The sequence below is a fragment of the Streptomyces sp. NPDC057623 genome, assembly GCF_042800355.1.
Taxonomy (GTDB): domain Bacteria; phylum Actinomycetota; class Actinomycetes; order Streptomycetales; family Streptomycetaceae; genus Streptomyces.
Genome location: NZ_JBHVGZ010000014.1, coordinates 96,945 through 119,312, shown reverse-complemented (window position 1 = coordinate 119,312; position 22,368 = coordinate 96,945). Strand labels below are relative to the sequence as shown.

Genomic DNA, 22,368 nt, shown 5'->3' with positions numbered 1-22,368 from the left:
AGACGCGAGTATCGTTGCATGGACAACAGTAGCGGCGTCGGCGTTCTGGACAAGGCAGCCCTTGTCCTGAGCGCCCTGGAGTCCGGTCCGGCCACCCTCGCAGGGCTCGTCTCGGCCACCGGACTGGCACGACCCACGGCACATCGACTGGCCGTGGCTCTGGAACACCACCGCATGGTGGCGCGTGACATGCAGGGCCGTTTCATTCTCGGCCCCCGGCTGGCAGAACTGGCCGCGGCCGCCGGTGAGGACCGCCTCCTCGCCACGGCGGGCCCGGTCCTCACCCACCTCCGGGACATCACGGGCGAGAGCGCACAGCTCTACCGCCGCCAGGGCGACATGCGCATCTGCGTCGCCGCGACGGAACGCCTGTCCGGCCTTCGGGACACGGTCCCGGTCGGTTCGACGCTCACGATGAAGGCGGGCTCCTCGGCGCAGATCCTCATGGCCTGGGAGGAGCCCGAGCGCCTGCACCGGGGCCTCCAGGGCGCCCGCTTCACGGCCACCGCGCTCTCGGGCGTACGACGCCGGGGCTGGGCCCAGTCGATCGGCGAGCGCGAGCCGGGCGTCGCGTCGGTCTCCGCGCCCGTGCGCGGCCCGTCGAACCGCGTGGTGGCCGCCGTGTCGGTCTCCGGCCCCATCGAGCGGCTGACGCGCCACCCGGGCCGTATGCACGCCCAGGCCGTCATCGACGCCGCCGGCCGCCTCTCCGAAGCCCTGCGCCGCACCGGCTGACCCGGGACACGTCAGCGGGAAGGACCTGCCTCAACGCCGCGGCAGACCCTCCCCGTCCCTCGATCCCCCCGTCAGCCGGCCCCTTCGGCCGCCTTCGCGTTCGCCGACCGGTGCGCGAACCGGTCCTTGGCGTAGCGCCCCCGCTTCTCCACCGGCACCTGCCCATGCGCCGCGGCGAGTCCGAACGCCGGCATGTCCGAGTAGATCGACTCGTACGCCCCCTCCGGCACGACATACGCCTCGTGCCACATCCCCACGTGCTGCCGGACCTTCCCCGCCTTCTCCCTGCGGTTGAAGACCGCCCACGCCTCGCGGTGGAGCATGTCCGACGCATGCGCGTAGGCGTACAGCTTCTCTTTCGACTCCCAGTACTGCACGACGTAGTACGTCCGGGGCGAGGCCGTCAGCAGGACATGGCCGAGCAGACCGCGCTCGGGCGCCCGGCCCAGCTCTCGCGCAGCATCCGCAGCATGCCCACCGCCACCGGCAGCCAGTGACGCACAGCCCAGAAGTGGTTGACGCGCATGCCGATCAGCAGGACGACGACATCGCCCTCGGCGTCCGCGGTGGTGCGACCCGGTACCGGCTTGGCGAACATGCGACTCCCCTGCTTCCCCTGTCGGATAGCGGCACTATCCTTCCGAGTGGCGCTTGGATAGTGGCACTCCCCAAAGAAGGGCGCAAGAGATGCGGCTGGCTGAACTGAGCGAGCGCAGCGGGGTGTCCACCGCGACGATCAAGTACTACCTGCGCGAAGGACTGTTGGCGCCCGGTCGCCAGATCAACACCACGACGGCCGAGTACGACGAGGAGCACCTGCGTCGGCTGCGCCTGATCCGCGCGATGATCCAGGTCGGCCGGGTGCCGGTGGCGACGGTCAAGGAGGTGCTGGGGCATGTCGACGACGACTCCCTGCCCCGCGCGATCCGCCTCGGCGCCGCGATGTGGGCGTTGCCGCAGGTGCGGGAGCCGGACGAGGACGACGAGTACGTCCAGGCCGCACACGAGGAGGTCGCCGCACTCCTGGACCGGCTCGGCTGGGAGAACGCCAAGCGGCTGACGACCATCTCCCCCGCCTACCGCTCGCTGGTGGTGGCGGTGGCAGCCTTCCGCCGGCTCGGCTACGGCTTCGGGGCCGAACTGCTCGCCCCGTACGCCGAGTTGATGCACCGGACGGCCGTCCTCGACCTGGACAACATGGAGACGTACCCGACGGAGGCGGAGCGGATCGAGTTCGCGATCCTGGGGGCGATCCTCAACGAGCCGGTGCTCCAGGCGCTGCACCGACTGGCCCAGGAGGAGGAGTCGACGCGGCGGTACGGCTTCGACGAGTAGCCGGCGCCAGGCACGACGAAGGCCCCCCGCCGAAGCGAAGGGCCTTCATGTGGTACCCCCGACCGGATTCGAACCGGCGCTACCGCCTTGAGAGGGCGGCGTGCTAGGCCGCTACACAACGGGGGCGTGGATCTTACGAGCGTTTAAAACTACACCGCCGCAGATCCGAGCTGGTCTACCTGGACTCGAACCAAGACTAACTGAACCAGAATCAGTCGTGCTGCCAATTACACCATAGACCAATGTGGTTTAGACCAGTTCGTACCCCCGACCGGATTCGAACCGGCGCTACCGCCTTGAGAGGGCGGCGTGCTAGGCCGCTACACAACGGGGGCCCTAGCGATCCTGCATCGAGGTCGGTGGGAGCTACCCAAGCCGTCCTCGCGGGAAGGATCTGTACCCCCGACCGGATTCGAACCGGCGCTACTGCCTTGAGAGGGCAGCGTGCTAGGCCGCTACACAACGGGGGCTTTGCAGATGAGCTCTGCGAGCTGGCCTACCTGGACTCGAACCAAGACTAACTGAACCAGAATCAGTCGTGCTGCCAATTACACCATAGGCCACTGGAACGCAAGCCCCTCAGGGGGTTTTGTTCTAGTTTGCTCCTCCGGGTTCCGGCCTTTCGGCCCGCTCCTCGGCGGCGCAGGAAGAACATTACCTGAAGGTGGACGGGGCTCCAAAACGGGTATCCGCGCCGAGGAGCGCGGGGAGTTCGGCGAGGGAGGCGATCCGGTGCGGTCCGCCGGAGGCGTCAGCGCTGGTGTACACGCCGTCACGGTCGATCCAGACCGACAGCAACCCGGCCTCCGCGGCACCGCGCCCGTCGATCTCCGGGTGATCGCCGACGTACGCCACCTGGTGCGGGGCGAGCTCCAGGGCGGTGCAGGCGGCGTGGAAGGCGCCGGCGTCCGGCTTGGAGACGCCGAGCTCGGCGGCGCACAGGATGGCCTCGAAGCGGTGGTGGACGCCGAGCACGCGCAGTTTGCGGTCCTGGACGTGGATGCTGGAGTTGGACAGCACCGCGTGGCGGTGACTGGCCGCGAGGGCGTCCAGGACCGGCAGGACGTCCGGGAAGAGGGCCCAGGCGGTCTCGTAGTGCGCGATGTACCGCTCGAACCACGCGTCGGCCTCCGCGTCGCTCAGCTCCTCCCCGAGGAACACCCGCACCCGGTCCCGGCGCTGCCCCTGGAAGTCGACCTCCCCTGCCGAGAAACGCGCCCACTGCGCGTCGGTGATCGCCCTCCAGTGCACGATGGCCTGCTCGACGCTGCCGTATCCGCCGAGCAGACCCTCGGCCGTCAGGTGCGCCCGCATTCCCTTGCGGTCCGCCTCGGTGTAGTCGAAGAGCGTGTCGTCTACGTCCCAGACCACGGCGCGGATGCTCATGGTCCGACGGTAACGCGCCGTGCCGGGGCCTGTCCGACGAACGCGTCCCACGACCGGAGCGCGTGTCCGATCGAGGGGAACGACGCCCTCTGACAACGCCGAAGGGGCGGCACCCGGTTGTCCGGGTGCCGCCCCTTCGGTGTCGGCGTTACGCCGCCAGCCTCGCCAGCGCCGCGTCGATGCGGGCCAGCGTCCGCTCCTCGCCCAGGACCTCCAGGGACTCGAACAGGGGCAGGCCGACCGTGCGGCCGGTGACGGCCACACGGACCGGGGCCTGGGCCTTGCCGAGCTTGAGGCCGTGGGCCTCTCCGGCCGCCAGGACGGCCTCCTTCAGGGACTCGGCCGAGGTCCAGTCGGCTGCCTCCAGCTTCTCGCGGGCGGTGTGCAGGAGGGCGTCCGAACCCTCCTTCATGGCCTTCGTCCAGCTCGCCTCGTCGCGGACCGGCTCGGCGAGGAAGAGGAAGTCGACGTTGTCCGTGATCTCGGAGAGGACCTTCAGCCGGGTCTGGGCGTGCGGGGCGATCGCGTGCCAGCGGGCCTCGTCGAAGTCCTCCGGCGCCCAGGGGGCGAACGGGGCCTTCAGCCAGGGGGCGCAGCGCTCCGTGAAGTCCTTCACGTCGAGCAGGCGGATGTGGTCGCCGTTGATCGACTCGCACTTCTTCAGGTCGAAACGGGCCGGGTTGGGCTGCACGTCCGCCACGTCGAAGGCCGCGACCATCTCGTCCATCGTGAAGATGTCCTGGTCGGCGGAGAGCGACCAGCCGAGGAGGGAGAGGTAGTTGAGGAGCCCCTCGGGCAGGAAACCGCGCTCGCGGTAGAGGTTCAGCGACGACTCGGGGTCACGCTTGGAGAGCTTCTTGTTGCCCTCGCCCATCACGTACGGCAGGTGGCCGAACTGCGGGATGCTCTTGGCGATGCCCAGCTCCGTCAGCGCCTTGTACAGGGCGATCTGACGGGGGGTCGAGGAGAGCAGGTCCTCGCCGCGCAGGACGTGGGTGATCTCCATCAGGGCGTCGTCGACCGGGTTGACGAGGGTGTACAGCGGGGCGCCGTTGGCGCGGACGATGCCGTAGTCCGGGACGTTCTCCGGGGTGAAGGTCAGCTCGCCGCGGACCAGGTCCGTGAAGGTGATCGTCTCGTCGGGCATGCGGAAACGGACGATCGGGGCGCGGCCCTGGGCCGTGTACTCCTCGACCTGCGCGTCGGTCAGGTCGCGGCAGTGGCCGTCGTAGCCGGAGGGCCTGCCGGCGGCGCGGGCGGCCTCGCGGCGGGTGTCCAGCTCCTCCTGGGAGCAGTAGCAGCGGTAGGCGTGACCGCCGTCCAGGAGCTTCTGCGCGACCTCCTTGTAGAGGTCCATGCGCTGCGACTGGCGGTACGGCGCGTGCGGGCCGCCGATCTCGGGGCCCTCGTCCCAGTCGAAGCCCAGCCAGCGCATCGAGTCGAGCAGCTGGCCGTAGGACTCCTCGGAGTCGCGGGCCGCGTCGGTGTCCTCGATGCGGAAGACGAGCGTGCCCTGGTGGTGCTTGGCGAACGCCCAGTTGAACAGGGCGGTGCGGACCAGGCCCACATGGGGGTTACCGGTGGGCGAGGGGCAGAAACGTACGCGGACGGGTGCGCTAGCCACGCTTGACAACCTTGTTGGTGAGAGTGCCGATGCCTTCGATGGTGACGGCGACCTCGTCGCCGACGGTGAGCGGCCCGACGCCTGCCGGGGTGCCCGTGAGGATCACGTCGCCGGGGAGTAGCGTCATGGCCTCGGAGATGTTGACGATCAGATCCTCGATCGGGTGGATCATCTCGCTGGTGCGGCCGAGCTGGCGCTGCTCGCCGTTGACCGTGAGCTGGATGGTCAGGTCGGCGGCCGTGTCGAGGGCCAGGTCCGTCTCCACCCAGGGGCCCAGCGGGCAGGAGGAGTCGAATCCCTTGGCCCGGGCCCACTGCTTCTCGCGCTTCTGGACGTCACGGGCGGTGATGTCGTTGGCACAGGTGAAGCCGAAGATCACGTCCTTGACGCGCTCACGCGGGACCTCCCGGCACATGCGGCCGATGACGACGGCCAGTTCGGCCTCGTGGTGGAGGTCCTCGGTGAAGGACGGGTACTGGATCTCGTCGCCGGGGCCGATCACCGAGGTGGACGGCTTGAAGAAGGCGAACGGGGCGTCGGGCACCTCGTTGCCGAGTTCGCGGGCGTGCTCGGCGTAGTTGCGGCCGAAGGCCACGACCTTGTTGGGGAGCACCGGCGGCAGCAGCCTGACCTTGCTCAACGGGACCTTGGTGCCGGAGAGCTCGAAGTCCGCGAACGGGATGCCCTTGATGATGTCGAGGACGAGCTCGTCCGGCTTGTCGCCCTCGACCGCGCCGAAGGCGACGTTCCCGTCGATGGAGAATCTGGCGATGCGCACGGGATGCTGCGCCCCTCACTTGAGCCGGCTGGAGTCTGACGCTCCAGGCTAACGCGGGGAGGGGCGGGCGCCTCGCGCATTAAGGCCGTGCGCGGGCGCTTTGAGTGATCCGGGGCCGGTGCGCGTACTACCCGGCGACGGAGGCCGTGGCGGGGGCCTCCATGAGGATGGTGCGCCTGGGGTTCGCGGTCTGGGTGGGGAGATCGACGGAGTGCTCCTGCTCCGGAACCTGAAGCGCGTCGGCGTCCTTGAGGTGCGCCAGCGTGGTGCGCCGCGGGTTGGCTATGTTGTGGAACATCATCGTCGTCTTCACGGTTCTACGTGACCCTGTCATGTCGGGGCGCCGGTGGAGCCTGGTCTCGCGCGGGCGCGGGGTTGTCAAAGTCTTACATCATGTAAAGCGTCAGGCTAAACACGCGGTTCCCCTCCGCAGTCGTGAAGACCCCTTGATCGGCATGTGAGTTTGCTCACGACTCCGAGGGCAAAATGGGCAATCCGGGCGGGCACTGCACCCCCACGAAACGGACATCAAGCACCTGAAGCCATCATTCCGCTCCTGATCATCGCGACTGGGACACCTCCCGCACCCGAGCGGCTCGCGGGCATAAGTCCGTTATGGCCCGGATCCGTTTCTACGGCAGGTAATCTCGCCCTCACGTGGTGTCACGTATGTCACGGCTCGGCCTACGGACCTTGTTGGAGATCCTGCACTGTGCTGGAATTCCACGGACCGCCGCAGGATCGAGCCGGCGCACAGGGGGCGCACCGAGCGCCTGGTGGCGGCGAGAAGGGGGAGCCAGCGCCGGTCACTCACGACCACCGGGGAGCGTATTCAGGACGCTTCCCATGACGCCGACACCGTGTCCGTCCGTTCACGCGGAGGGGCGCCTGGTCCAGAGGTTGCGACGCTAGTGCAGGGACGTTTCAAGAGGGATGGCAGCGCTTCGGCGGAGCCGGAGCACGGCGGGACCGACCGAGGTCCCTCGACCCAGCACGCCCAGAACCAGGGGCCGACCCCGTCCGTCGACGGCGGTGAGCGCTCCGGGCGCCCCGCCGTGTCGGCGTCCCCGGGGACGGCGAACCCTTCCGCGCCGGCCGCGAAGAAGGCCCCCAAGGGCGGTGGCTCCGGCACGCGAATAGCCCTGCGCAACTGGCGCATCTCCACGCGACTGGTGGCGCTGCTGACGCTCCCCGTCGTCGCGGCCACCTCGCTGGGTGCCCTGCGCATCAGCGACAACATGGACGACATCCAGCAGCTCGACAACATGAAGCTGCTGACGGACATGACCAAGCGGGCCACCGAGCTCGCCGCGGCGCTCCAGGAGGAGCGCGACCAGTCCGCCGGTCCGCTCGCACACGGCGCCAAGGCGACCGACTACACGGTCAAGGGCTACCGGGACAAGACGGACCGGGCCCGGGACAGCTTCATCGAGGCGTCCGAGGAGATCGACGACAACAGCAAGGACGGCAACCTCAAGGGCGTCCGCGAGAACCTCGTCCAGCTCGTCGGCGACCTGGGCTCCATCGCGAAGATCCGCAACACCGCCTACGAGGCCAAGGACAACTCCACGCAGACCGTGGAGGCCTACCACCGTCTGATCACCAACCTGCTCGGTCTCTCGCAGGACATGGCGGAGGCGACCAGCAACCCGGAGATGATCCAGAGCACGCGTGCCCTGGCGGCCTTCTCCACCGCCAAGGAGTACGCGTCCATCCAGCGCGCGGTCCTCGCGGCGGCACTGCCCGCCAACAACGACAGCGTCGGTGACCTCTCCGAGAACGACCGGCTCTACGCCGAGTCGGCGCTGACGAGCCAGCGGTCCGAACTGAAGAGCTTCCGGAGCATCTACGGCACCCAGGGCGCCGCCGACCTCCTCAAGTCCATCGAATCGGGCAACCCGACGATCACGGCCAGCGACAAGTACGCCAACCGCGCGCTCGGCAACCCCAACGCCCTCGACGACCTGGAGAAGCGCTCCTACCGGGACTGGGTCGACGACAGCACCACCAAGATCCAGCAGATGCGCGCCATCGAGACGACGCTGCTGGAGGACATGGAGCAGAAGGCCCGCGAGCTGCGCAACGAGTCGGAGCGCGAGGCGATCATCTCCGGTGCGCTGATCCTGCTCGTGCTCGGTGTCTCGCTGGTCGGTGCCTTCGTCGTGGCCCGCTCCATGATCCGCTCGCTGCGCCGCCTGGAGGAGACCGCCACCAAGGTCGCCCAGGACCGGCTGCCCGAGCTGGTCAAGCAGCTCTCCGAGTCGGACCCGCAGGACGTCGACACCTCCGTCGAGTCGGTCGGTGTGCACTCCCGGGACGAGATCGGCCAGGTGGCCGCGGCCTTCGACGACGTGCACCGCGAGGCGGTCCGCCTCGCCGCCGAGCAGGCGTTGCTGCGAGGCAACGTCAACGCGATGTTCACCAACCTCTCGCGCCGCTCGCAGGGCCTCATCCAGCGTCAGCTCTCGCTCATCTCCGAACTGGAGTCCCGCGAGGCCGACCCGGACCAGCTGTCCTCGCTCTTCAAGCTCGACCACCTCGCGACGCGCATGCGCCGTAACGGTGAGAACCTCCTCGTCCTCGCCGGTGAGGAGCCCGGCCGTCGCTGGACCCGCCCGGTCCCGCTGGTCGACGTGCTCCGTGCCGCCGCGTCCGAGGTGGAGCAGTACGAGCGCATCGAGCTGTCCTCGGTGCCGACCACCGAAGTGGCCGGCCGCGTGGTCAACGACCTCGTGCACCTGCTCGCCGAGCTGCTGGAGAACGCCACCTCGTTCTCCTCCCCGCAGACCAAGGTCAAGGTCACCGGTCACGCGCTGCCCGACGGCCGCGTCCTGATCGAGATCCACGACACCGGCATCGGCCTCTCCCCCGAGGACCTCGCCGCGATCAACGAGCGGCTCGCCTCGCCGCCCACCGTGGACGTCTCCGTCTCCCGCCGCATGGGCCTCTTCGTGGTCGGCCGGCTGTCGCAGCGGCACGGCATCCGCATCCAGCTGCGCCCCTCCGACTCCGGCGGTACGACCGCGCTGGTCATGCTGCCCGTCGATGTCGCCCAGGGCGGCAAGAAGCCCGCTCCGGGCAAGCCCGGTCCGGGCGGTCCCGGTGGTTCCGGTGGTCCGGCCGCCGCGCAGGCCGCCGCCGGTGCGGCTGCCGCCCGTCGCCAGGCCCAGGCCGGTGGCGGCTCCCTCGGCGCGGGTGCGCCGGGTGGCGGCGCCCTCGGTGCCGGCGCGTCCGGCGGAGGCCGGCTCGGTGCCGGTCAGGGACCGCGGGCCGCGCTGCCGGGACGTGACGGCGGCGGGCTTCCGGGCGGACCGGGTGCACCGCGTGGACCGCAGGGTCAGGGCGGCATGCCGCCGCAGGGCCGGCCGTCCCCCGCGGGTGCCGGCGCCGGCTTCGGTGGCCAGGCCCCGGGTGCTCCGCAGGGTCTCCAGGCCGCCGGTACGGGTCAGGACCCGTTCGGCGCGGGCCAGGACGCCTTCGGCGGCTCCCGTGGCGCGACTCCCGGCCGCGAGCAGTCCCGGCCGGGTGGACCGTCCGCGCCGCAGTCCCCGCCCCCGGGTGCCGAGAAGGGCCGACGTGGCCGCCAGCCGCAGCTTCCGCCGCGCGGTGGCCCGCGTGCCGAGCTGCCCGGCGGCAGCCAGCCCTCCCGCCCCAGCTGGAGCGACGAGAACGCGCAGCCGCCGGTGCCCCGTGCCTCGCTCGACGCCCCGCGCGGGCACGACGAGGACCCCGCACAGCAGACTTCCCGGATGCCGCGGGTCGACGACCGTCAGGGCCACGGCTCGACGGCCGCCACCTCGGAGTTCGCCCGCCCGGACTTCGACGCCCAGGCTCCGGGTGCGTACAACCCGCAGAGCACGGGCCAGTTCCCGGGCCCCGGCACGAACGAACCGCAGGGCACGGGCCAGTTCGTCCGCTCGGACGTCTTCGGCGCCCCGAACGGCCAGAACACCCCGTCGCAGCCGGGCCGGCCGACCGCTCCGCAGGCGTACGACGCCGGCTCGACCGGCCAGCACGCCCTGCCCGGCCGCCAGAACCCCGAATCCACCGGGCAGTTCGAGCGGCCCCAGGCCAACGGCACGTATGGCGGCGGTTCCGGCTTCGGTGCCCCGCAGCCCCCGGCCCCGGCCCCGGCGCGTCCGCAGCAGCGGCCCGCCCGGCAGGAGCCCGAGGCGCTGCCGCCGGCGACGGGTCCCGGTGACGGGCGTACGCCGCTGTACGACACGCTGGAGACCAACTGGTTCCACGGCGGCCCGCAGGGACGCCAGCCCGGTGCCAACGGCAACGGCTCGGCTCCGGCTTCCGCTCCGCAGGAGCCGCAGGCTCCCGCGGCTCCGCCGCAGCCCTCCTCCGCTCCCCAGCGGACCTCATCGACCGCCTGGCGCAGCTCGCCGAACGACGACCTCGTCCGGCAGGCGGAACGCGTCCGGCAGCCGGCCGCGGGCGGTGTCACCACCTCCGGCCTGCCGCGCCGGGTCCCCAGGGCGAACCTCGTCCCGGGTACGGCTCAGCAGCAACAGCACCAAGCCGGTCCGCAGGTCTCGCGTGCGCCTGACGACGTACGCGGCCGGCTGACCAATCTCCGTCGGGGTATCGCGCAGGGTCGTGAGGTCCGCAACGGCCAGACCGGCAGCTTCCCGAACCCCACTCACCAGCAGGAGCGTTAGTTGAGCCAGATGAGCCAGGCGGCACAGAACCTCAACTGGTTGATCACCAACTTCGTGGACAACACCCCCGGGGTGTCCCACACCGTCGTCGTATCCGCCGACGGTCTGCTGCTGGCGATGTCGGAAGGCTTCCCGCGCGACCGTGCCGACCAGCTGGCGGCCGTCGCGTCGGGCCTGACCTCGCTGACCGCAGGGGCCTCGCGGATCTTCGACGGCGGCAACGTGGCACAGACCGTGGTCGAGATGGAGCGGGGATTCCTCTTCCTCATGTCCGTCTCGGACGGTTCGTCCCTCGCCGTCCTGGCACACCCCGAATGCGACATCGGCCTTGTCGGCTACGAGATGGCGCTGCTGGTCGACCGGGCGGGCGCGGTGCTCACACCGGACCTGCGCGCCGAACTCCAAGGCAGTCTGCTCCACTGATCAGCCCCGGATCCACCCGTCTCACCAAATCACCGTCCGGCCGCCACAATCCCCGCACTGGCCCCCACCCAGACGGCTTGACTGACCGACTTGCTGTCCCCGCCCGGAGGATTCATGACCCCGCCCACCGCCTCTCATGATCCGTACGCGGAGCCGTACGAGGATGAGGGCGACCAGCCGCTGGTACGTCCGTACGCGATGACCGGCGGCCGGACCCGGCCGCGCTACCAGCTGGCCATCGAGGCCCTGATCAGCACCACGGCCGACCCGGCAGCGCTCATGGGGCTCCTCCCGGAGCACCAGCGCATCTGCCACCTGTGCCGTGAGGTGAAGTCGGTCGCCGAGGTGTCGGCGCTGCTGTCCATGCCGCTGGGTGTGGCCAGGATCCTCGTCGCGGACCTCGCGGAGGCCGGCCTGGTCGCCATCCACCAGCCGGGCGGCGACGAGAACAACGGCGGCGCTCCGGACGTGACGCTGCTCGAAAGGGTGCTCAGTGGACTTCGCAAGCTCTGAACCAGGCCGGGCGACCACCTCCGCGAAGATCGTGGTGGCGGGTGGCTTCGGCGTGGGCAAGACCACGTTCGTCGGCGCGGTCTCGGAGATCAACCCGCTGCGTACCGAGGCCGTGATGACGTCCGCGAGCGCGGGCATCGACGACCTCACTCACACCGGGGACAAGACCACCACCACGGTGGCCATGGACTTCGGTCGTATCACCCTGGACCAGGACCTGATCCTGTACCTCTTCGGTACGCCCGGCCAGGACCGCTTCTGGTTCATGTGGGACGACCTGGTGCGCGGCGCCATCGGCGCCGTCGTCCTGGTGGACACCCGCCGTCTCGCCGACTGCTTCCCCGCGGTCGACTACTTCGAGAACAGCGGGCTCCCGTTCGTCATCGCCCTCAACGGCTTCGACGGACACCAGCCCTACACACCCGACGAGGTGCGCGAGGCGCTGCAGATCGGCCCGGACGCGCCGATCATCACCACCGACGCCCGCCACCGGGCCGATGCCAAGAGTGCGCTGATCACGCTGGTGGAGCACGCGCTGATGGCGCGGCTGCGGTAGATCAAGTCCGTAGCGTCATACGGCAGTTGTCGTAGATGTACCGGAGCCGACTGTGGCCTTTGACACGGTCGGCTCCCTTGTTCATAACGTTTCGGCAGAGGAATCAGGTGGTACGGCCACTCGTCGCGGTCAAGCGGTGTCGCTGCGCGTACGAAAGCCCCGTCTTTTGACGGGGCTCGCTCTTTATGACCGTTTTATCTAGGGCTTACATCACTCGGAATCCTCCTCTTCCACTGTTTGGAAGAGCGCAGGCCGACGTGCTGGAATGCGAGAACTGCCCAATAGTCAAAGACGTACTCAGCAGTACTGCGTACTCCATGGCGAACTGGGCTCTGAGACACAGCGGCACATACGTAGGTGCCGACCCCGCCGGAAGGTTGTTGGTCGAGTGAGGCGAAGCAAGAGCAGTCCCGAGCCGTCGGCCCGGGGCAACTTCACCCCGCCGCCGCGCGGAGCGGCGCCCGCCCCTGTGCCCGGATCGGAACCAACGGCGGCGCCCGCGCCCAGCGGCGGCCGTCTCTCGCCGCGCAACTGGCGCGTGCCGACCCGGCTGAACGCGATCCTGCTCATACCCGTGCTGGTCGGCCTCGTCATGGGCGGCTTCCAGGTGAAGAGCTCGATCGACACCTGGCAGGAGGCCGAGGACGCGGAGAACACCGCGCGTCTGGTCGCCGCCGCACTGACCTACGGCGATGCCCTGCTGGAGGAGCGCGACTCGACCGCCGCTCCCCTGCTCCAGGGCAAGGGCGAGGACGACCCGGCGGTCGTGGCCGCCCGCAAGAAGACCGACGAGGCCGCCGACGCCTTCGACGCTGCCGCCCAGAACATGCCGGACCGGCCCAACCTCGTGCGCCGTCTGGAGCGCTTCCGTGAGGTCGAGCCCGAACTGACGGACCTCCGTGCGGCCGCCTACACCAGCAAGCTCAACGGCGTGGAGACCGAAGAGGGCTACGTCAACACCGAGCACCGGCTGCTGGAGTTCTCCAACGAGCTGGGCCTGGGCACCGGCAACATCACCAGCTACGGCCGTACCGTCTACGCCATCTCGCTGACCAAGGGCGCGCTCTCCCTGCAGCGCTCCATCGGCATGCACATGCTGGTCAAGCCCGGCCCCAAGGCGACGGACCTCGCCAAGCAGCGCGTGGCGCTCACCTCGTACGCCTACCTGGAGGGCATCGCCATCCAGGAGTACCAGAGCGGTGGCACCGAGGCGGACATCCAGAAGCTCCAGGACGCCACGGCGCAGGTCAAGGCCGACGGCGCCGCCATGTCCGCGGCGGCCAAGCAGAAGAACCCCGACTACGTGGCGCCGCCCGCCGACCCGACCAAGACGGTCAGCCTGCTGGCCCAGCTCAGCTCCACGGACACCAGCGAGCGGGCGGAGCTCGCCCAGCAGGGCATCACCGCCCAGAACTGGTGGGCGGCCAACACCCTCCGGTACAACGCCTACCGCGACATCGAGATGGACCTCGCCAACACCGCGGTGAACGAGGCCTCCGTCATCTCCGACGACGCCAAGCGTGACGCGCTGATCACCGGTGCCGCCGTCGTGGTCGCCCTGCTCGCCGCGTTCATCCTGGCCGGCATGGTCGCCCGCCAGATGTCCCGTGCGATGCGCCAGCTGCGCAACGCCGCCTTCGGTATCGCCGAGCAGCGCCTGCCGATGCTGGTCGACCAGCTCTCGCGCACCGACCCGGGCCGCGTGGACACCCGTGTCCAGCCCATCCCGATCAACACGCGCGACGAGATCGGCGAGGTCGCCCGCGCCTTCGACCAGGTCCACCGCGAGGCAGTCCGGCTCGCCGCCGAGCAGGCTCTGCTGCGGGGCAACATCAACGCGATCTTCACCAACCTGTCGCGCCGCAACCAGTCGCTGATCGAGGGCCAGCTGACCCTGATCACCGACCTGGAGAACAACGAGGCCGACCCGGACCAGCTGGAGAACCTCTTCAAGCTGGACCACCTCGCGACCCGTATGCGCCGCAACGGCGAGAACCTCCTGGTCCTCGCCGGCGAGGAGCCCGGCCGCCGCTGGGACCAGCCGGTCCCGCTGGTCGACGTGCTGCGCGCCGCCTCCTCCGAGGTGGAGCAGTACGAGCGCATCGAGCTCTCCGGCGTCCCGGAGGCCGAGATCCACGGCCGCGCCGTGACCGACCTCGTGCACCTGCTCGCCGAGCTCCTCGAGAACGCGACGACGTTCTCCTCCCCGCAGACCAAGGTTCGCGTGACCGCCACCCGTCTCCCCGACGGTCGGGTCATGATCGAGATCCACGACAAGGGCATCGGCCTCACCGCCGAGGACTTCGCCGACATCAACCACAAGCTGGCCAACCCGCCGACCGTGGACGCCGCGATATCCCAGCGCATGGGCCTGTTCGTGGTCGGCCGACTGTCCGACCGGCACGGCATCCGCGTCCAGCTCCGCCCCTCCGGCGAGCAGGCCGGCACCACCTCGCTGGTCATGCTGCCGGACGCGATCACGCACGGCGGTGGCGGCGAGCAGCAGCCGGCGCAGGACGAGTTCACCGTCTCGCAGATCATCCCGGAGCAGCACTTCCAGGGTGAGAACTTCAACCAGCCGCAGCTGCGCACGGCCGCCGAGCTGGGCTTCGACGACAGCCGCTACACCGAGGTCCCGGACGACCTGCGCGACCTGGACCCGGTCGGCCGCTCGCTGATGCGCGAGGAGCGCCGGGCGGCCCTGGAGGCCCAGAACCACGGCCAGCCGCCCGCCCTGGAGAACCCCGAGGCACCGGCGTACGACGACTTCACCGGTCAGCCGGCCTACGACGGCCGGGGCGGCTTCCCCGAGCAGTCCGGCGGGTACGACCAGCAGCCGGCCCAGCCGACGTACGAGGAACAGCGGCAGACGCAGTACGGGGAGCAGCAGCGCCCGTCGTACGACGACAGCTACTACGCGCCGAACGGCGGCCTGTCGCAGAACGACACCTTCTCGTCCCAGGGCGGCTACCCCGAGCCCTCCTATCCGGAGCCGGTCCGCGAGGAGCCCGCCACGGCGAGCGCCTCCGCCCCGGAGAGCTTCCCCGCCTTCGAGCAGCGGCGTCACCAGGACGACTGGCCGCAGCAGAACGGCTACCGCAGCGGCTACCAGGACCAGTACGCTCCGGAAACGGAATCCGCGCAGGCCGATGACGCGAGCGAGCGTGACCGCGTAGGCTTCGACCGTCCGGGACCGGCCTCCTCCGCCGCCCACGCCATGACCGACGCCGGGCTCCCCCGTCGCGGATCCGCCGCGAGCGGCACCAACGGCGCTCGGCCGGCGCGGCAGCAGGAATCACCGGCCCCCACGCCGGAGAGCAACGGCGACAGCAGCTGGCGTTCGGCGAACGACGACCGCTGGCAGCAGGCCGCGCAGCTCCGGAAGCCCAAGGCGGGCGGGGTCACCTCCTCCGGTCTGCCGAGGCGGGTACCCAAGGCCAACCTGGTCGAGGGAGCCGCCGAGACCACCCCCCAGGGAGGTCCACAGATCTCCCGCGCTCCCGAGGACGTCCGGGGCAGGCTGAGCAACCTGCGCCGCGGTGTCCAGCGGGGACGCAGCGCGGGAAGTGAAACGAACGGCCAGGCCACTAGGAATCAACACAGTGGTCCTGACAGCACCTACAACCAGGAGCGTTAGTGTGAGCCCGATGAGCCAGGCGGCACAGAACCTGAACTGGTTGATCACCAACTTCGTGGACAACACCCCCGGGGTGTCGCACACGGTGGTGGTCTCCGCCGACGGACTCCTTCTGGCGATGTCCGAAGGGTTTCCGCGCGACCGCGCCGACCAGCTCGCGGCCGTCGCCTCCGGTCTGACCTCGCTGACCGCGGGTGCCTCGCGGATCTTCGAGGGCGGCAGCGTGAACCAGACGGTTGTGGAGATGGAGCGCGGATTCCTCTTCATCATGTCCGTCTCCGACGGTTCCTCGCTCGCAGTACTCGCACATCCCGAGGCGGACATCGGTCTCATCGGGTACGAGATGGCGCTTCTGGTGGATCGTGCCGGTACGGTCCTCACGCCGGATCTGCGTGCGGAGCTCCAGGGCAGCCTGCTCAACTAACAGACAGTCGGTGCGTTTTGGCGTCCCGTAGCCGTAAGGTTTCGGGACGCGGCTCCACATGATGGGTGCCAGGCACAGTCGGAGGAGGAGAGAGAGTGGCAACACCCCCAGGCGGTTCATCGTCGGGTAATTGGTCGTACGGCCCCGGCCAGGGCCAGAACGACGGTTCCCAGAACCCGAACCGTTACAACTTCCCCTCCACGCCCAGCCAGCGTCAGCCGTACGCGCCCCAGGGTCCCGGACCCTCGCCGTACGACCAGCCGCCGGCACCGCGCATCCAGCCCGTGCAGCCGCAGCGACGTGCCCCTGAGCCGGCGCCCGCCGGGGCAGCGAACAACCCCCTGGTGCGCCCGTACGCCATGACCGGCGGCCGGACGCGCCCTCGCTACCAGCTCGCCATCGAGGCGCTGGTGCACACCACCGCGCAGCCGCATCAGATGCAGGGCCAGCTGCCCGAGCATCAGCGGATCTGCAACCTCTGCCGTGAGATCAAGTCGGTCGCCGAGGTCTCGGCCCTGCTGACGATCCCTCTCGGCGTGGCCAGGATCCTCGTCGCCGACTTGGCGGAGGCGGGACTGGTCGCGATCCATCAGCCCGGCGGCGACGAGAACGCCGGCGGCCAGCCAGACGTGACACTGCTCGAAAGGGTGCTCAGTGGACTTCGCAAGCTCTAGCGGCGGTCCTTCCCGCTCCACCACCTCGGCGAAGATTGTGGTGGCGGGCGGCTTCGGCGTGGGTAAGACCACGTTCGTCGGCGCCGTCTCGGAGATCAACCCGCTGCGCACAGAGGCCGTGATGACGTCAGCTTCGGCGGGCATCGACGACCTCACTCACACCGGGGACAAGACGACCACGACGGTCGCCATGGACTTCGGACGCATCACCCTGGACCAGGACCTGATCCTGTACCTCTTCGGTACACCCGGCCAGGACCGCTTCTGGTTCATGTGGGACGACCTCGTGCGCGGCGCCATCGGCGCGATCGTCCTGGTGGACACCCGCCGTCTCGCCGACTGCTTCCCCGCGGTCGACTACTTCGAGAACAGCGGCCTGCCCTTCGTCATCGCCCTGAACGGCTTCGACGGCAATCAGCCGTACAACCCGGACGAGGTCCGTGAGGCTCTCCAGATCGGTCCGGACACCCCGATCATCACGACGGACGCCCGCCACCGCGCGGACGCGAAGTCGGCGCTGATCACGCTGGTGGAGCACGCGCTGATGGCGCGGCTGCGGTAGTCCCGCGGCTTCGGCACGTTTTGGTTGCGGCCCCCGTTCCTCCTGTGGGAGGGATGGGGGCCGCAAGTCGTTTCGGGAGGGGATTCGAGGGTGATCGCGGAGACGGCCGCATTACGGCTGGGCACGACGGTGGCGAACACCGCGGCGCAGATCTGGCTCGGGGGCAGGCGGCGGGAGCAGGAGCGCCGGCTGTCCATCGAGGAGCTGGCCCGGGTGCGGGTGCCCGGGGTGAAGTTCTCGCGGAGTGTGAAGCGGCAGTTCGAGCAGATCGCCGACGCGGTCTTCGACCGTCTGGAGCCGTTCCTGGAACACGAGTTCAGGGGCCTGGAGGAGTCCGGGCGGCAGGCCGTGATCGACGCCGTGTGCGACACGTTCGCGGCGGCGGACCTCTCCGACGAGGCACTGCTCGCGGCGGACGCCCAGCCGGCCGAGCTGATCCGGCGGATCACCCGGGCGGGGCGGGCCCCGGTGGGGCTGGGCGAGGCGGAAGGCCGGTTGTACGAGCGGCTGTTCAGCGAGTGCGTGGAGTACTACGTCCGGATCGTGCGCGGGCTGCCGGTGTTCGAGGAGCGGGCGGCGGCGGAGCTGCTGGTGCGGACCTCCACCCTGGGCGGTGAGGTGGCCCGCGTCCTCGAACGGCTCCCGGACCGCTCCCTGTTCGCCCCGGACGGCTCGGACCAGGACACGGCGTTCCGGCGCCGCTATCTGGAGCTGGTCAGCGAGAGCCTGGACGAGGTGGAGCTGTTCCGGCGCGCCTCCGACCGCGCGGCCGCCCAGGTACGGCTGTCGGTGGCGTACGTCAGCCTGCGCGCCACCGGGGACGACGGCGCGTGGCGGCGTACGGCGCGCTCGCTGCCCCGGCTGCGGGCCGACATGAGCGACTGGGAGACCGCGGACGTCGAGGGCTCCGGGATGCGCGTGGAGGCCGCCTTGCGCGGTTCCTCCCGGGTCCTGCTGCGCGGCGAGGCGGGCTCGGGCAAGACCACGCTGCTGCGCTGGCTGGCGGTCACGGCGGCCCGGGGCGCCTTCACGGGCGAGCTGACGGACTGGAACGGCCTCACGCCGGTGTTCGTGAAGCTGCGGGAGTACAGCGGCCGTACGCTGCCCGCGCCGGAGGCCATGCTCGACGGTGTGGCCTCGCCGTTGACCGGGATCATGCCCAGGGGCTGGGTGGAGCGCCGGCTCGACAGCGGCCGGGCGCTGCTGCTGATCGACGGCGTGGACGAGCTGCTCGACCGGGAGCGGCGGGCGGTGCGGGACTGGCTGCGGCGGCTGCTGTCGACGTACGCCGAGGTGCGGGTGGTGGTCACCTCCCGGCCTGCCGCCGCGGGCGCGGACTGGCTGCGGCGGGAGGACTTCGCGGCGCTGCATCTGGACCGGATGACGCCGCCGGACCTCGCGGCGTTCGTCCGGCAGTGGCATCAGGCGGTGCGGGAGCTGGGCGACGAGTTGCCGTGCGCCGTGGACGAACTCCCGCAGTACGAGCAGTCGTTGCTGACGAGCCTGAAGGACCGGGCACATCTTCAGTCGCTGGCGGGGACGCCGTTGCTGGCGGCGATGCTGTGCGCGATGCATCTGAACCGGGGGCGTCAACTGCCCCGGGACCGGATGGAGTTGTACCGCAGCGCCTTGCACACGCTGGTCCACGACCGGGACGCCAACCGCAATGTGCCGAGCGCGGCGGACAGCGCGCTGAGCCTGGGCGACAAGCTGATCCTGCTGCGGGACCTGGCGTGGCGGCTGTCGGACAACAACCGCAGCGAGATCTCGCTGGAGCAGGCGGCGGTCCATGTGGGTGCGCGGCTCAGGGCGATGCGGCATCTGGAGCCGATGGACGGGGAACCGGTGCTGCGGCAGTTGCGGGACCGCTCGGGGCTGCTCCGCTCCCCCGCGCAGGAGCGGCTGAACTTCGTGCACCGGACGTTCCAGGAGTACCTCGCCGCGGAGGAGGCCGCCGAGGAGGACCGGATGGGGAACCTGGTCGGGCGGGCGCATCTGGACCTGTGGCGGGAGACCGTGATCATGGCGGCGGGACACGCGAACGCCCGTCAGCGGGAGGAGCTGATCGGCGGGATCCTGGACCGCGCGGAGGAGGAACCTCGGCACGCGCGGGCGTTGCGGTTGGTGGCGGCGTCGTGTCAGGAGACGTTGCCGTCGGTTTCGGAGGCGCTGGCGGAGCGGTTGGAGAACGCGGTCGCGCGGTTGCTTCCCGCCCGCCGGAGCACTGATCCGCCCGCACTGGCGGCGGTGGGGCCGAGTCTGCTGCGCAGGCTGCCGCGGTCGTGCGGGGAGCTCACCGCGAAGGCCGCCGCGCAGACCGTCCGGACCGCCGCGCTGATCGGCGGCGAGGAGGCGCTGCAGGTGCTGGAGGGGTACCGCGGTGACGCCCGTGGGGAGGTGATCGACGCGCTCATCGATGCCTGGGCCTATTTCGACGCGGCGACCTATGCGGAACGCGTGCTGGCCGAGCTGCCGTTGACGGACCGCCTGCTCACCCTCACGCACTCCGGGCAGTTGGAACCCGCCTCGCGACTGCCCGGGGTGACCTATGTGTCCATCAAGTACCCGTTCTCGGACTTCGCCGCCCTGGAGGGGTTCGCCACGCTGGAGTCGCTGCGGACCTACTCGCTCCGGGGCACACCCGGCCTTTCCCCGCTGCGTGCGCACCCCCGGCTCTTCGATCTGACGCTCTGGGGCGAGGCCTCACTGAAGGAGATCGAGGTTCTGCGCGAGCTGCGGGAGCTGGAGAGCCTGACCGTGAGCGCCTACTGCGTCTCGGATCTGAGGGAGCTCGACCTCGGACCGGACGTGACCTTCCTCGCCCTGCCCGACCTGACCCCGGCCGTCGATCTCACGCCGCTGGCGGAGTTCACCGACGTCTTCTACCTCCAACTGCTGTCCGCCGGCACCGCCTGCCTGCCCGCGCATGTGGAGGTCCTCAACGGCCTGGAGAAGCTGCGGACCCTCGACCTCCACGGCATCGATGTCGCGGCCTGGCTGCGCGCCACACCGCTCCCGCCCCAGCTCGGACGACTGGTGCTGCGGGAGTGTGTGCTTCCCGAAGAAGCCAGCGCGCTGGACCTTCCCGACACGGAGGTCGTGTTCGAGTGATCCGACACGCTCACGGCCCCGCCCTCCACACCGGAGGACGGGGCCGTGAGCGTGTCGAACCGCTCAGCGCCAGCTGTGCGGCGCCCGGAAGCCAGGCTCGCGCTCCAGGCGGCGCCAGCCCGCCTTCGCTCGGCCGCGGTGGGCCGGGGCGGGGTCGGACGGCTGGGCGGCGGCGCGGGCCAGGAGGATCGCCGTGATGGCGGCGACTTCCTCGGGCTCGGCGTGGCCCTTCTCGACGCGGATGTCAGGGGTGTTCATAGGTCACAGTCTCCGTGAGAGAGGTTTCCGCGGGGGTACCGCGAAGGATCCGCTGGGTTACTGCGGGGGGTTGCCGTGCTTGCGGGACGGCAGGTCGGCGTGCTTGTTCTGGAGCATCGCCAGGGACCTGGCGAGCACCTCGCGGGTCTCGGCGGGGTCGATCACGTCGTCCACGAGGCCACGCTCGGCCGCGTAGTACGGATGCATGAGCTCGGACTTGTACTCCTTGACCATGCGGGCCCGCATGGCCTCGGGGTCCTCGGCCTCGGCGATCTGCCGGCGGAAGATGACGTTGGCCGCACCCTCCGCGCCCATCACGGCGATCTCGTTCGTCGGCCAGGCGTAGGTGAGGTCGGCGCCGATGGACTGGCTGTCCATGACGATGTAGGCACCTCCGTACGCCTTGCGCAGGATCAGCGAGATCCTCGGCACGGTCGCGTTGCAGTAGGCGTAGAGGAGCTTCGCGCCGTGCCGGATGATTCCGCCGTGTTCCTGGTCGACGCCCGGGAGGAACCCGGGAACGTCCAGGAAGGTGATGATCGGGATGTTAAAAGCGTCACACATCTGGACAAAGCGCGCAGCTTTTTCCGATGCCTCGATGTCCAGGACGCCGGCGAGGGACTGGGGCTGGTTGGCGACGATGCCCACCACCTGGCCGTCCACCCGGGCGAGCGCGCAGATGATGTTCCGCGCCCAGCGCTCGTGGACCTCCAGGTACTCGCCGTCGTCGACGATCTCCTCGATGACCTTGGCCATGTCGTACGGGCGGTTGCCGTCCGCCGGGACCAGGTCCAGCAGCACGTCCGACCGGCGGTCGGCGGCGTCCGTGGCCTCCACGCGGGGCGGGTTCTCGCGGTTGTTCTGCGGGAGGAGCGAGAGGAGGTAGCGGACCTCCGCGATGCACGTCTCCTCGTCGTCGTACGCGAAGTGGCAGACGCCGGAGGTCTCGGCGTGCACGTCCGCGCCGCCGAGGCCGTTCTGGGTGATCTCCTCGCCCGTCACCGCCTTGACCACGTCCGGGCCGGTGATGAACATCTGGGACGTCTCACGGACCATGAACACGAAGTCCGTCAGGGCCGGGCTGTAGGCCGCGCCGCCCGCGCACGGGCCGAGCATCACGCTGATCTGCGGGATGACGCCGGAGGCCTTGGTGTTGCGCTGGAAGATGCCGCCGTAGCCGGCGAGCGCCGAGACGCCCTCCTGGATACGGGCGCCCGCGCCGTCGTTCAGGGAGACCAGCGGGGCACCGGCCGCGATGGCCATGTCCATGATCTTGTGGATCTTCGTGGCGTGGGCCTCGCCCAGCGCGCCGCCGAAGATGCGGAAGTCATGGGCGTAGACGAAGACCGTGCGGCCCTCCACCGTGCCCCAGCCGGTGATGACACCGTCGGTGTACGGCTTCTTGGCCTCCAGGCCGAAGCCCTGGGCCCGGTGCCGGCGCAGCTGCTCGACCTCCCGGAAGGAACCCGGGTCCAGGAGCAGCTCGATCCGCTCCCGGGCGGTCAGCTTGCCCTTGGCGTGCTGCGCCGTGGTCGCCTTCTCGCTCGGGCCGGCCAGCGCCTGCGCACGGATCTCGTGCAGCTCGGCCGTCCGCCCGCGGGCGTCGATCGGCTCACCCGGTGCCTCATCCAAAACGGTCATGTAGCGACCTTACGAAGGACACCGAGGAAAGCGAGCCGTTGACT

At 70.0% G+C, this 22,368-nt stretch carries 17 protein-coding genes, 5 tRNA genes and 1 pseudogene; 11 read left to right on the top strand and 12 right to left on the bottom strand.

Translation table 11 applies throughout. The annotated features are described in order from the left end of the window. Nucleotides 1-18 precede the first annotated feature (18 nt). Nucleotides 19-735 (top strand): IclR family transcriptional regulator NdgR, encoded by a 717-nt coding sequence (gene ndgR / locus ACFU95_RS17430; protein WP_383828060.1) that lies wholly within the window; start codon nt 19-21, stop codon nt 733-735. Between the two features lie 71 nt (nt 736-806). Here the strand turns inward: ndgR and ACFU95_RS17425 are convergent. Further along, a pseudogene (locus ACFU95_RS17425) lies at nt 807-1,333 on the bottom strand (DUF4188 domain-containing protein). Between the two features lie 89 nt (nt 1,334-1,422). On the opposite strand from ACFU95_RS17425, the gene ACFU95_RS17420 reads away from it, so the two are divergent. Continuing rightward, nucleotides 1,423-2,070, top strand: coding sequence for a MerR family transcriptional regulator (locus ACFU95_RS17420; RefSeq protein WP_383828058.1), 648 nt, complete (start codon nt 1,423-1,425; stop codon nt 2,068-2,070). A 50-nt stretch (nt 2,071-2,120) separates the two neighbouring features. On the opposite strand, the gene ACFU95_RS17415 is transcribed toward ACFU95_RS17420, so the two are convergent. The 9 genes from ACFU95_RS17415 to ACFU95_RS17375 all read right to left on the bottom strand — a co-directional run bounded on the left by ACFU95_RS17415 (nt 2,121) and on the right by ACFU95_RS17375 (nt 6,171). After that, nucleotides 2,121-2,196: transfer RNA gene (locus ACFU95_RS17415), tRNA-Glu, on the bottom strand. A gap of 44 nt (nt 2,197-2,240) precedes the next feature. After that, nucleotides 2,241-2,312 (bottom strand) — tRNA-Gln (locus ACFU95_RS17410). Nucleotides 2,313-2,332: 20 nt separating this feature from the next. Continuing rightward, nucleotides 2,333-2,405 (bottom strand) — tRNA-Glu (locus ACFU95_RS17405). 62 nt (nt 2,406-2,467) lie between these two features. Continuing rightward, nucleotides 2,468-2,540, bottom strand: a tRNA-Glu gene (locus ACFU95_RS17400). A 21-nt stretch (nt 2,541-2,561) separates the two neighbouring features. After that, nucleotides 2,562-2,633, bottom strand: a tRNA-Gln gene (locus ACFU95_RS17395). Nucleotides 2,634-2,724: 91 nt separating this feature from the next. After that, the gene (locus ACFU95_RS17390) at nt 2,725-3,456 is read right to left on the bottom strand and encodes an HAD family hydrolase (RefSeq protein ID WP_383828056.1); all 732 of its coding nucleotides are present in this window, start codon (nt 3,454-3,456) and stop codon (nt 2,725-2,727) included. 148 nt (nt 3,457-3,604) lie between these two features. Next, nucleotides 3,605-5,089, bottom strand: a complete 1,485-nt coding sequence (gene gltX, locus ACFU95_RS17385) for a glutamate--tRNA ligase (RefSeq protein WP_383828054.1) — start codon at nt 5,087-5,089, stop codon at nt 3,605-3,607. Beyond that, entirely contained in the window at nt 5,073-5,858 is a 786-nt protein-coding gene (locus tag ACFU95_RS17380) for a fumarylacetoacetate hydrolase family protein (RefSeq protein WP_383828052.1), read from the bottom strand. The genes gltX and ACFU95_RS17380 overlap by 17 nt, the downstream gene beginning before the upstream one ends. Nucleotides 5,859-5,985: 127 nt before the next feature. Continuing rightward, nucleotides 5,986-6,171: a hypothetical protein gene (locus ACFU95_RS17375; protein ID WP_383828050.1), complete on the bottom strand. Its 186-nt coding sequence runs from the start codon at nt 6,169-6,171 to the stop codon at nt 5,986-5,988. A gap of 598 nt (nt 6,172-6,769) precedes the next feature. Here ACFU95_RS17375 and ACFU95_RS17370 point away from each other — a divergent pair. The 9 genes from ACFU95_RS17370 (at nt 6,770) to ACFU95_RS17330 (ending at nt 20,425) form a co-directional block, all read left to right on the top strand. Next, nucleotides 6,770-10,525 (top strand): nitrate- and nitrite sensing domain-containing protein, encoded by a 3,756-nt coding sequence (locus ACFU95_RS17370; protein ID WP_383828048.1) that lies wholly within the window; start codon nt 6,770-6,772, stop codon nt 10,523-10,525. Between the two features lie 9 nt (nt 10,526-10,534). After that, nucleotides 10,535-10,948 carry a roadblock/LC7 domain-containing protein gene (locus ACFU95_RS17365; protein WP_048580707.1) on the top strand — a complete coding sequence of 138 codons (414 nt, stop codon included), beginning with the start codon at nt 10,535-10,537 and terminating at the stop codon, nt 10,946-10,948. Between the two features lie 114 nt (nt 10,949-11,062). Further along, entirely contained in the window at nt 11,063-11,461 is a 399-nt protein-coding gene (locus ACFU95_RS17360) for a DUF742 domain-containing protein (protein ID WP_003997626.1), read from the top strand. Further along, entirely contained in the window at nt 11,442-12,017 is a 576-nt protein-coding gene (locus ACFU95_RS17355; RefSeq protein WP_030051303.1) for an ATP/GTP-binding protein, read from the top strand. Before ACFU95_RS17360 ends, ACFU95_RS17355 begins: the two co-directional genes overlap by 20 nt. Nucleotides 12,018-12,405: 388 nt before the next feature. Then, nucleotides 12,406-15,654 carry a nitrate- and nitrite sensing domain-containing protein gene (locus ACFU95_RS17350; RefSeq protein WP_383828045.1) on the top strand — a complete coding sequence of 1,083 codons (3,249 nt, stop codon included), beginning with the start codon at nt 12,406-12,408 and terminating at the stop codon, nt 15,652-15,654. A 10-nt stretch (nt 15,655-15,664) separates the two neighbouring features. After that, the gene (locus tag ACFU95_RS17345) at nt 15,665-16,078 is read left to right on the top strand and encodes a roadblock/LC7 domain-containing protein (RefSeq protein WP_005479603.1); all 414 of its coding nucleotides are present in this window, start codon (nt 15,665-15,667) and stop codon (nt 16,076-16,078) included. Nucleotides 16,079-16,173: 95 nt separating this feature from the next. Continuing rightward, nucleotides 16,174-16,752, top strand: a complete 579-nt coding sequence (locus ACFU95_RS17340; RefSeq protein WP_383828042.1) for a DUF742 domain-containing protein — start codon at nt 16,174-16,176, stop codon at nt 16,750-16,752. Further along, on the top strand, nt 16,733-17,314 hold the full coding sequence (locus tag ACFU95_RS17335; RefSeq protein WP_026248371.1) for an ATP/GTP-binding protein: 582 nt from the start codon (nt 16,733-16,735) through the stop codon (nt 17,312-17,314). Before ACFU95_RS17340 ends, ACFU95_RS17335 begins: the two co-directional genes overlap by 20 nt. 90 nt (nt 17,315-17,404) lie before the next feature. After that, a complete protein-coding gene (locus ACFU95_RS17330; protein WP_383828040.1) occupies nt 17,405-20,425 on the top strand; it encodes an NACHT domain-containing protein in 3,021 nt (1,006 codons plus the stop codon). Between the two features lie 63 nt (nt 20,426-20,488). On the opposite strand, the gene ACFU95_RS17325 is transcribed toward ACFU95_RS17330, so the two are convergent. Both ACFU95_RS17325 and ACFU95_RS17320 read right to left on the bottom strand, forming a co-directional pair. Then, on the bottom strand, nt 20,489-20,683 hold the full coding sequence (locus ACFU95_RS17325; RefSeq protein ID WP_383828038.1) for an acyl-CoA carboxylase subunit epsilon: 195 nt from the start codon (nt 20,681-20,683) through the stop codon (nt 20,489-20,491). Nucleotides 20,684-20,740: 57 nt separating this feature from the next. Then, nucleotides 20,741-22,324, bottom strand: coding sequence for an acyl-CoA carboxylase subunit beta (locus ACFU95_RS17320; protein WP_383828036.1), 1,584 nt, complete (start codon nt 22,322-22,324; stop codon nt 20,741-20,743). Between the last annotated feature and the right edge of the window lie 44 nt (nt 22,325-22,368).

Coding starts and splice junctions, on each gene's coding strand:
- ndgR (WP_383828060.1), top strand. CDS start 19: ATGGACAACAGTAGCGGCGTCGGCGTTCTGGACAAGGCAGCCCTTGTC.
- ACFU95_RS17420 (WP_383828058.1), top strand. CDS start 1,423: ATGCGGCTGGCTGAACTGAGCGAGCGCAGCGGGGTGTCCACCGCGACG.
- ACFU95_RS17390 (WP_383828056.1), bottom strand. CDS start 3,456: ATGAGCATCCGCGCCGTGGTCTGGGACGTAGACGACACGCTCTTCGAC.
- ACFU95_RS17365 (WP_048580707.1), top strand. CDS start 10,535: ATGAGCCAGGCGGCACAGAACCTCAACTGGTTGATCACCAACTTCGTG.
- ACFU95_RS17360 (WP_003997626.1), top strand. CDS start 11,063: ATGACCCCGCCCACCGCCTCTCATGATCCGTACGCGGAGCCGTACGAG.
- ACFU95_RS17345 (WP_005479603.1), top strand. CDS start 15,665: ATGAGCCAGGCGGCACAGAACCTGAACTGGTTGATCACCAACTTCGTG.
- ACFU95_RS17325 (WP_383828038.1), bottom strand. CDS start 20,683: ATGAACACCCCTGACATCCGCGTCGAGAAGGGCCACGCCGAGCCCGAG.
- ACFU95_RS17320 (WP_383828036.1), bottom strand. CDS start 22,324: ATGACCGTTTTGGATGAGGCACCGGGTGAGCCGATCGACGCCCGCGGG.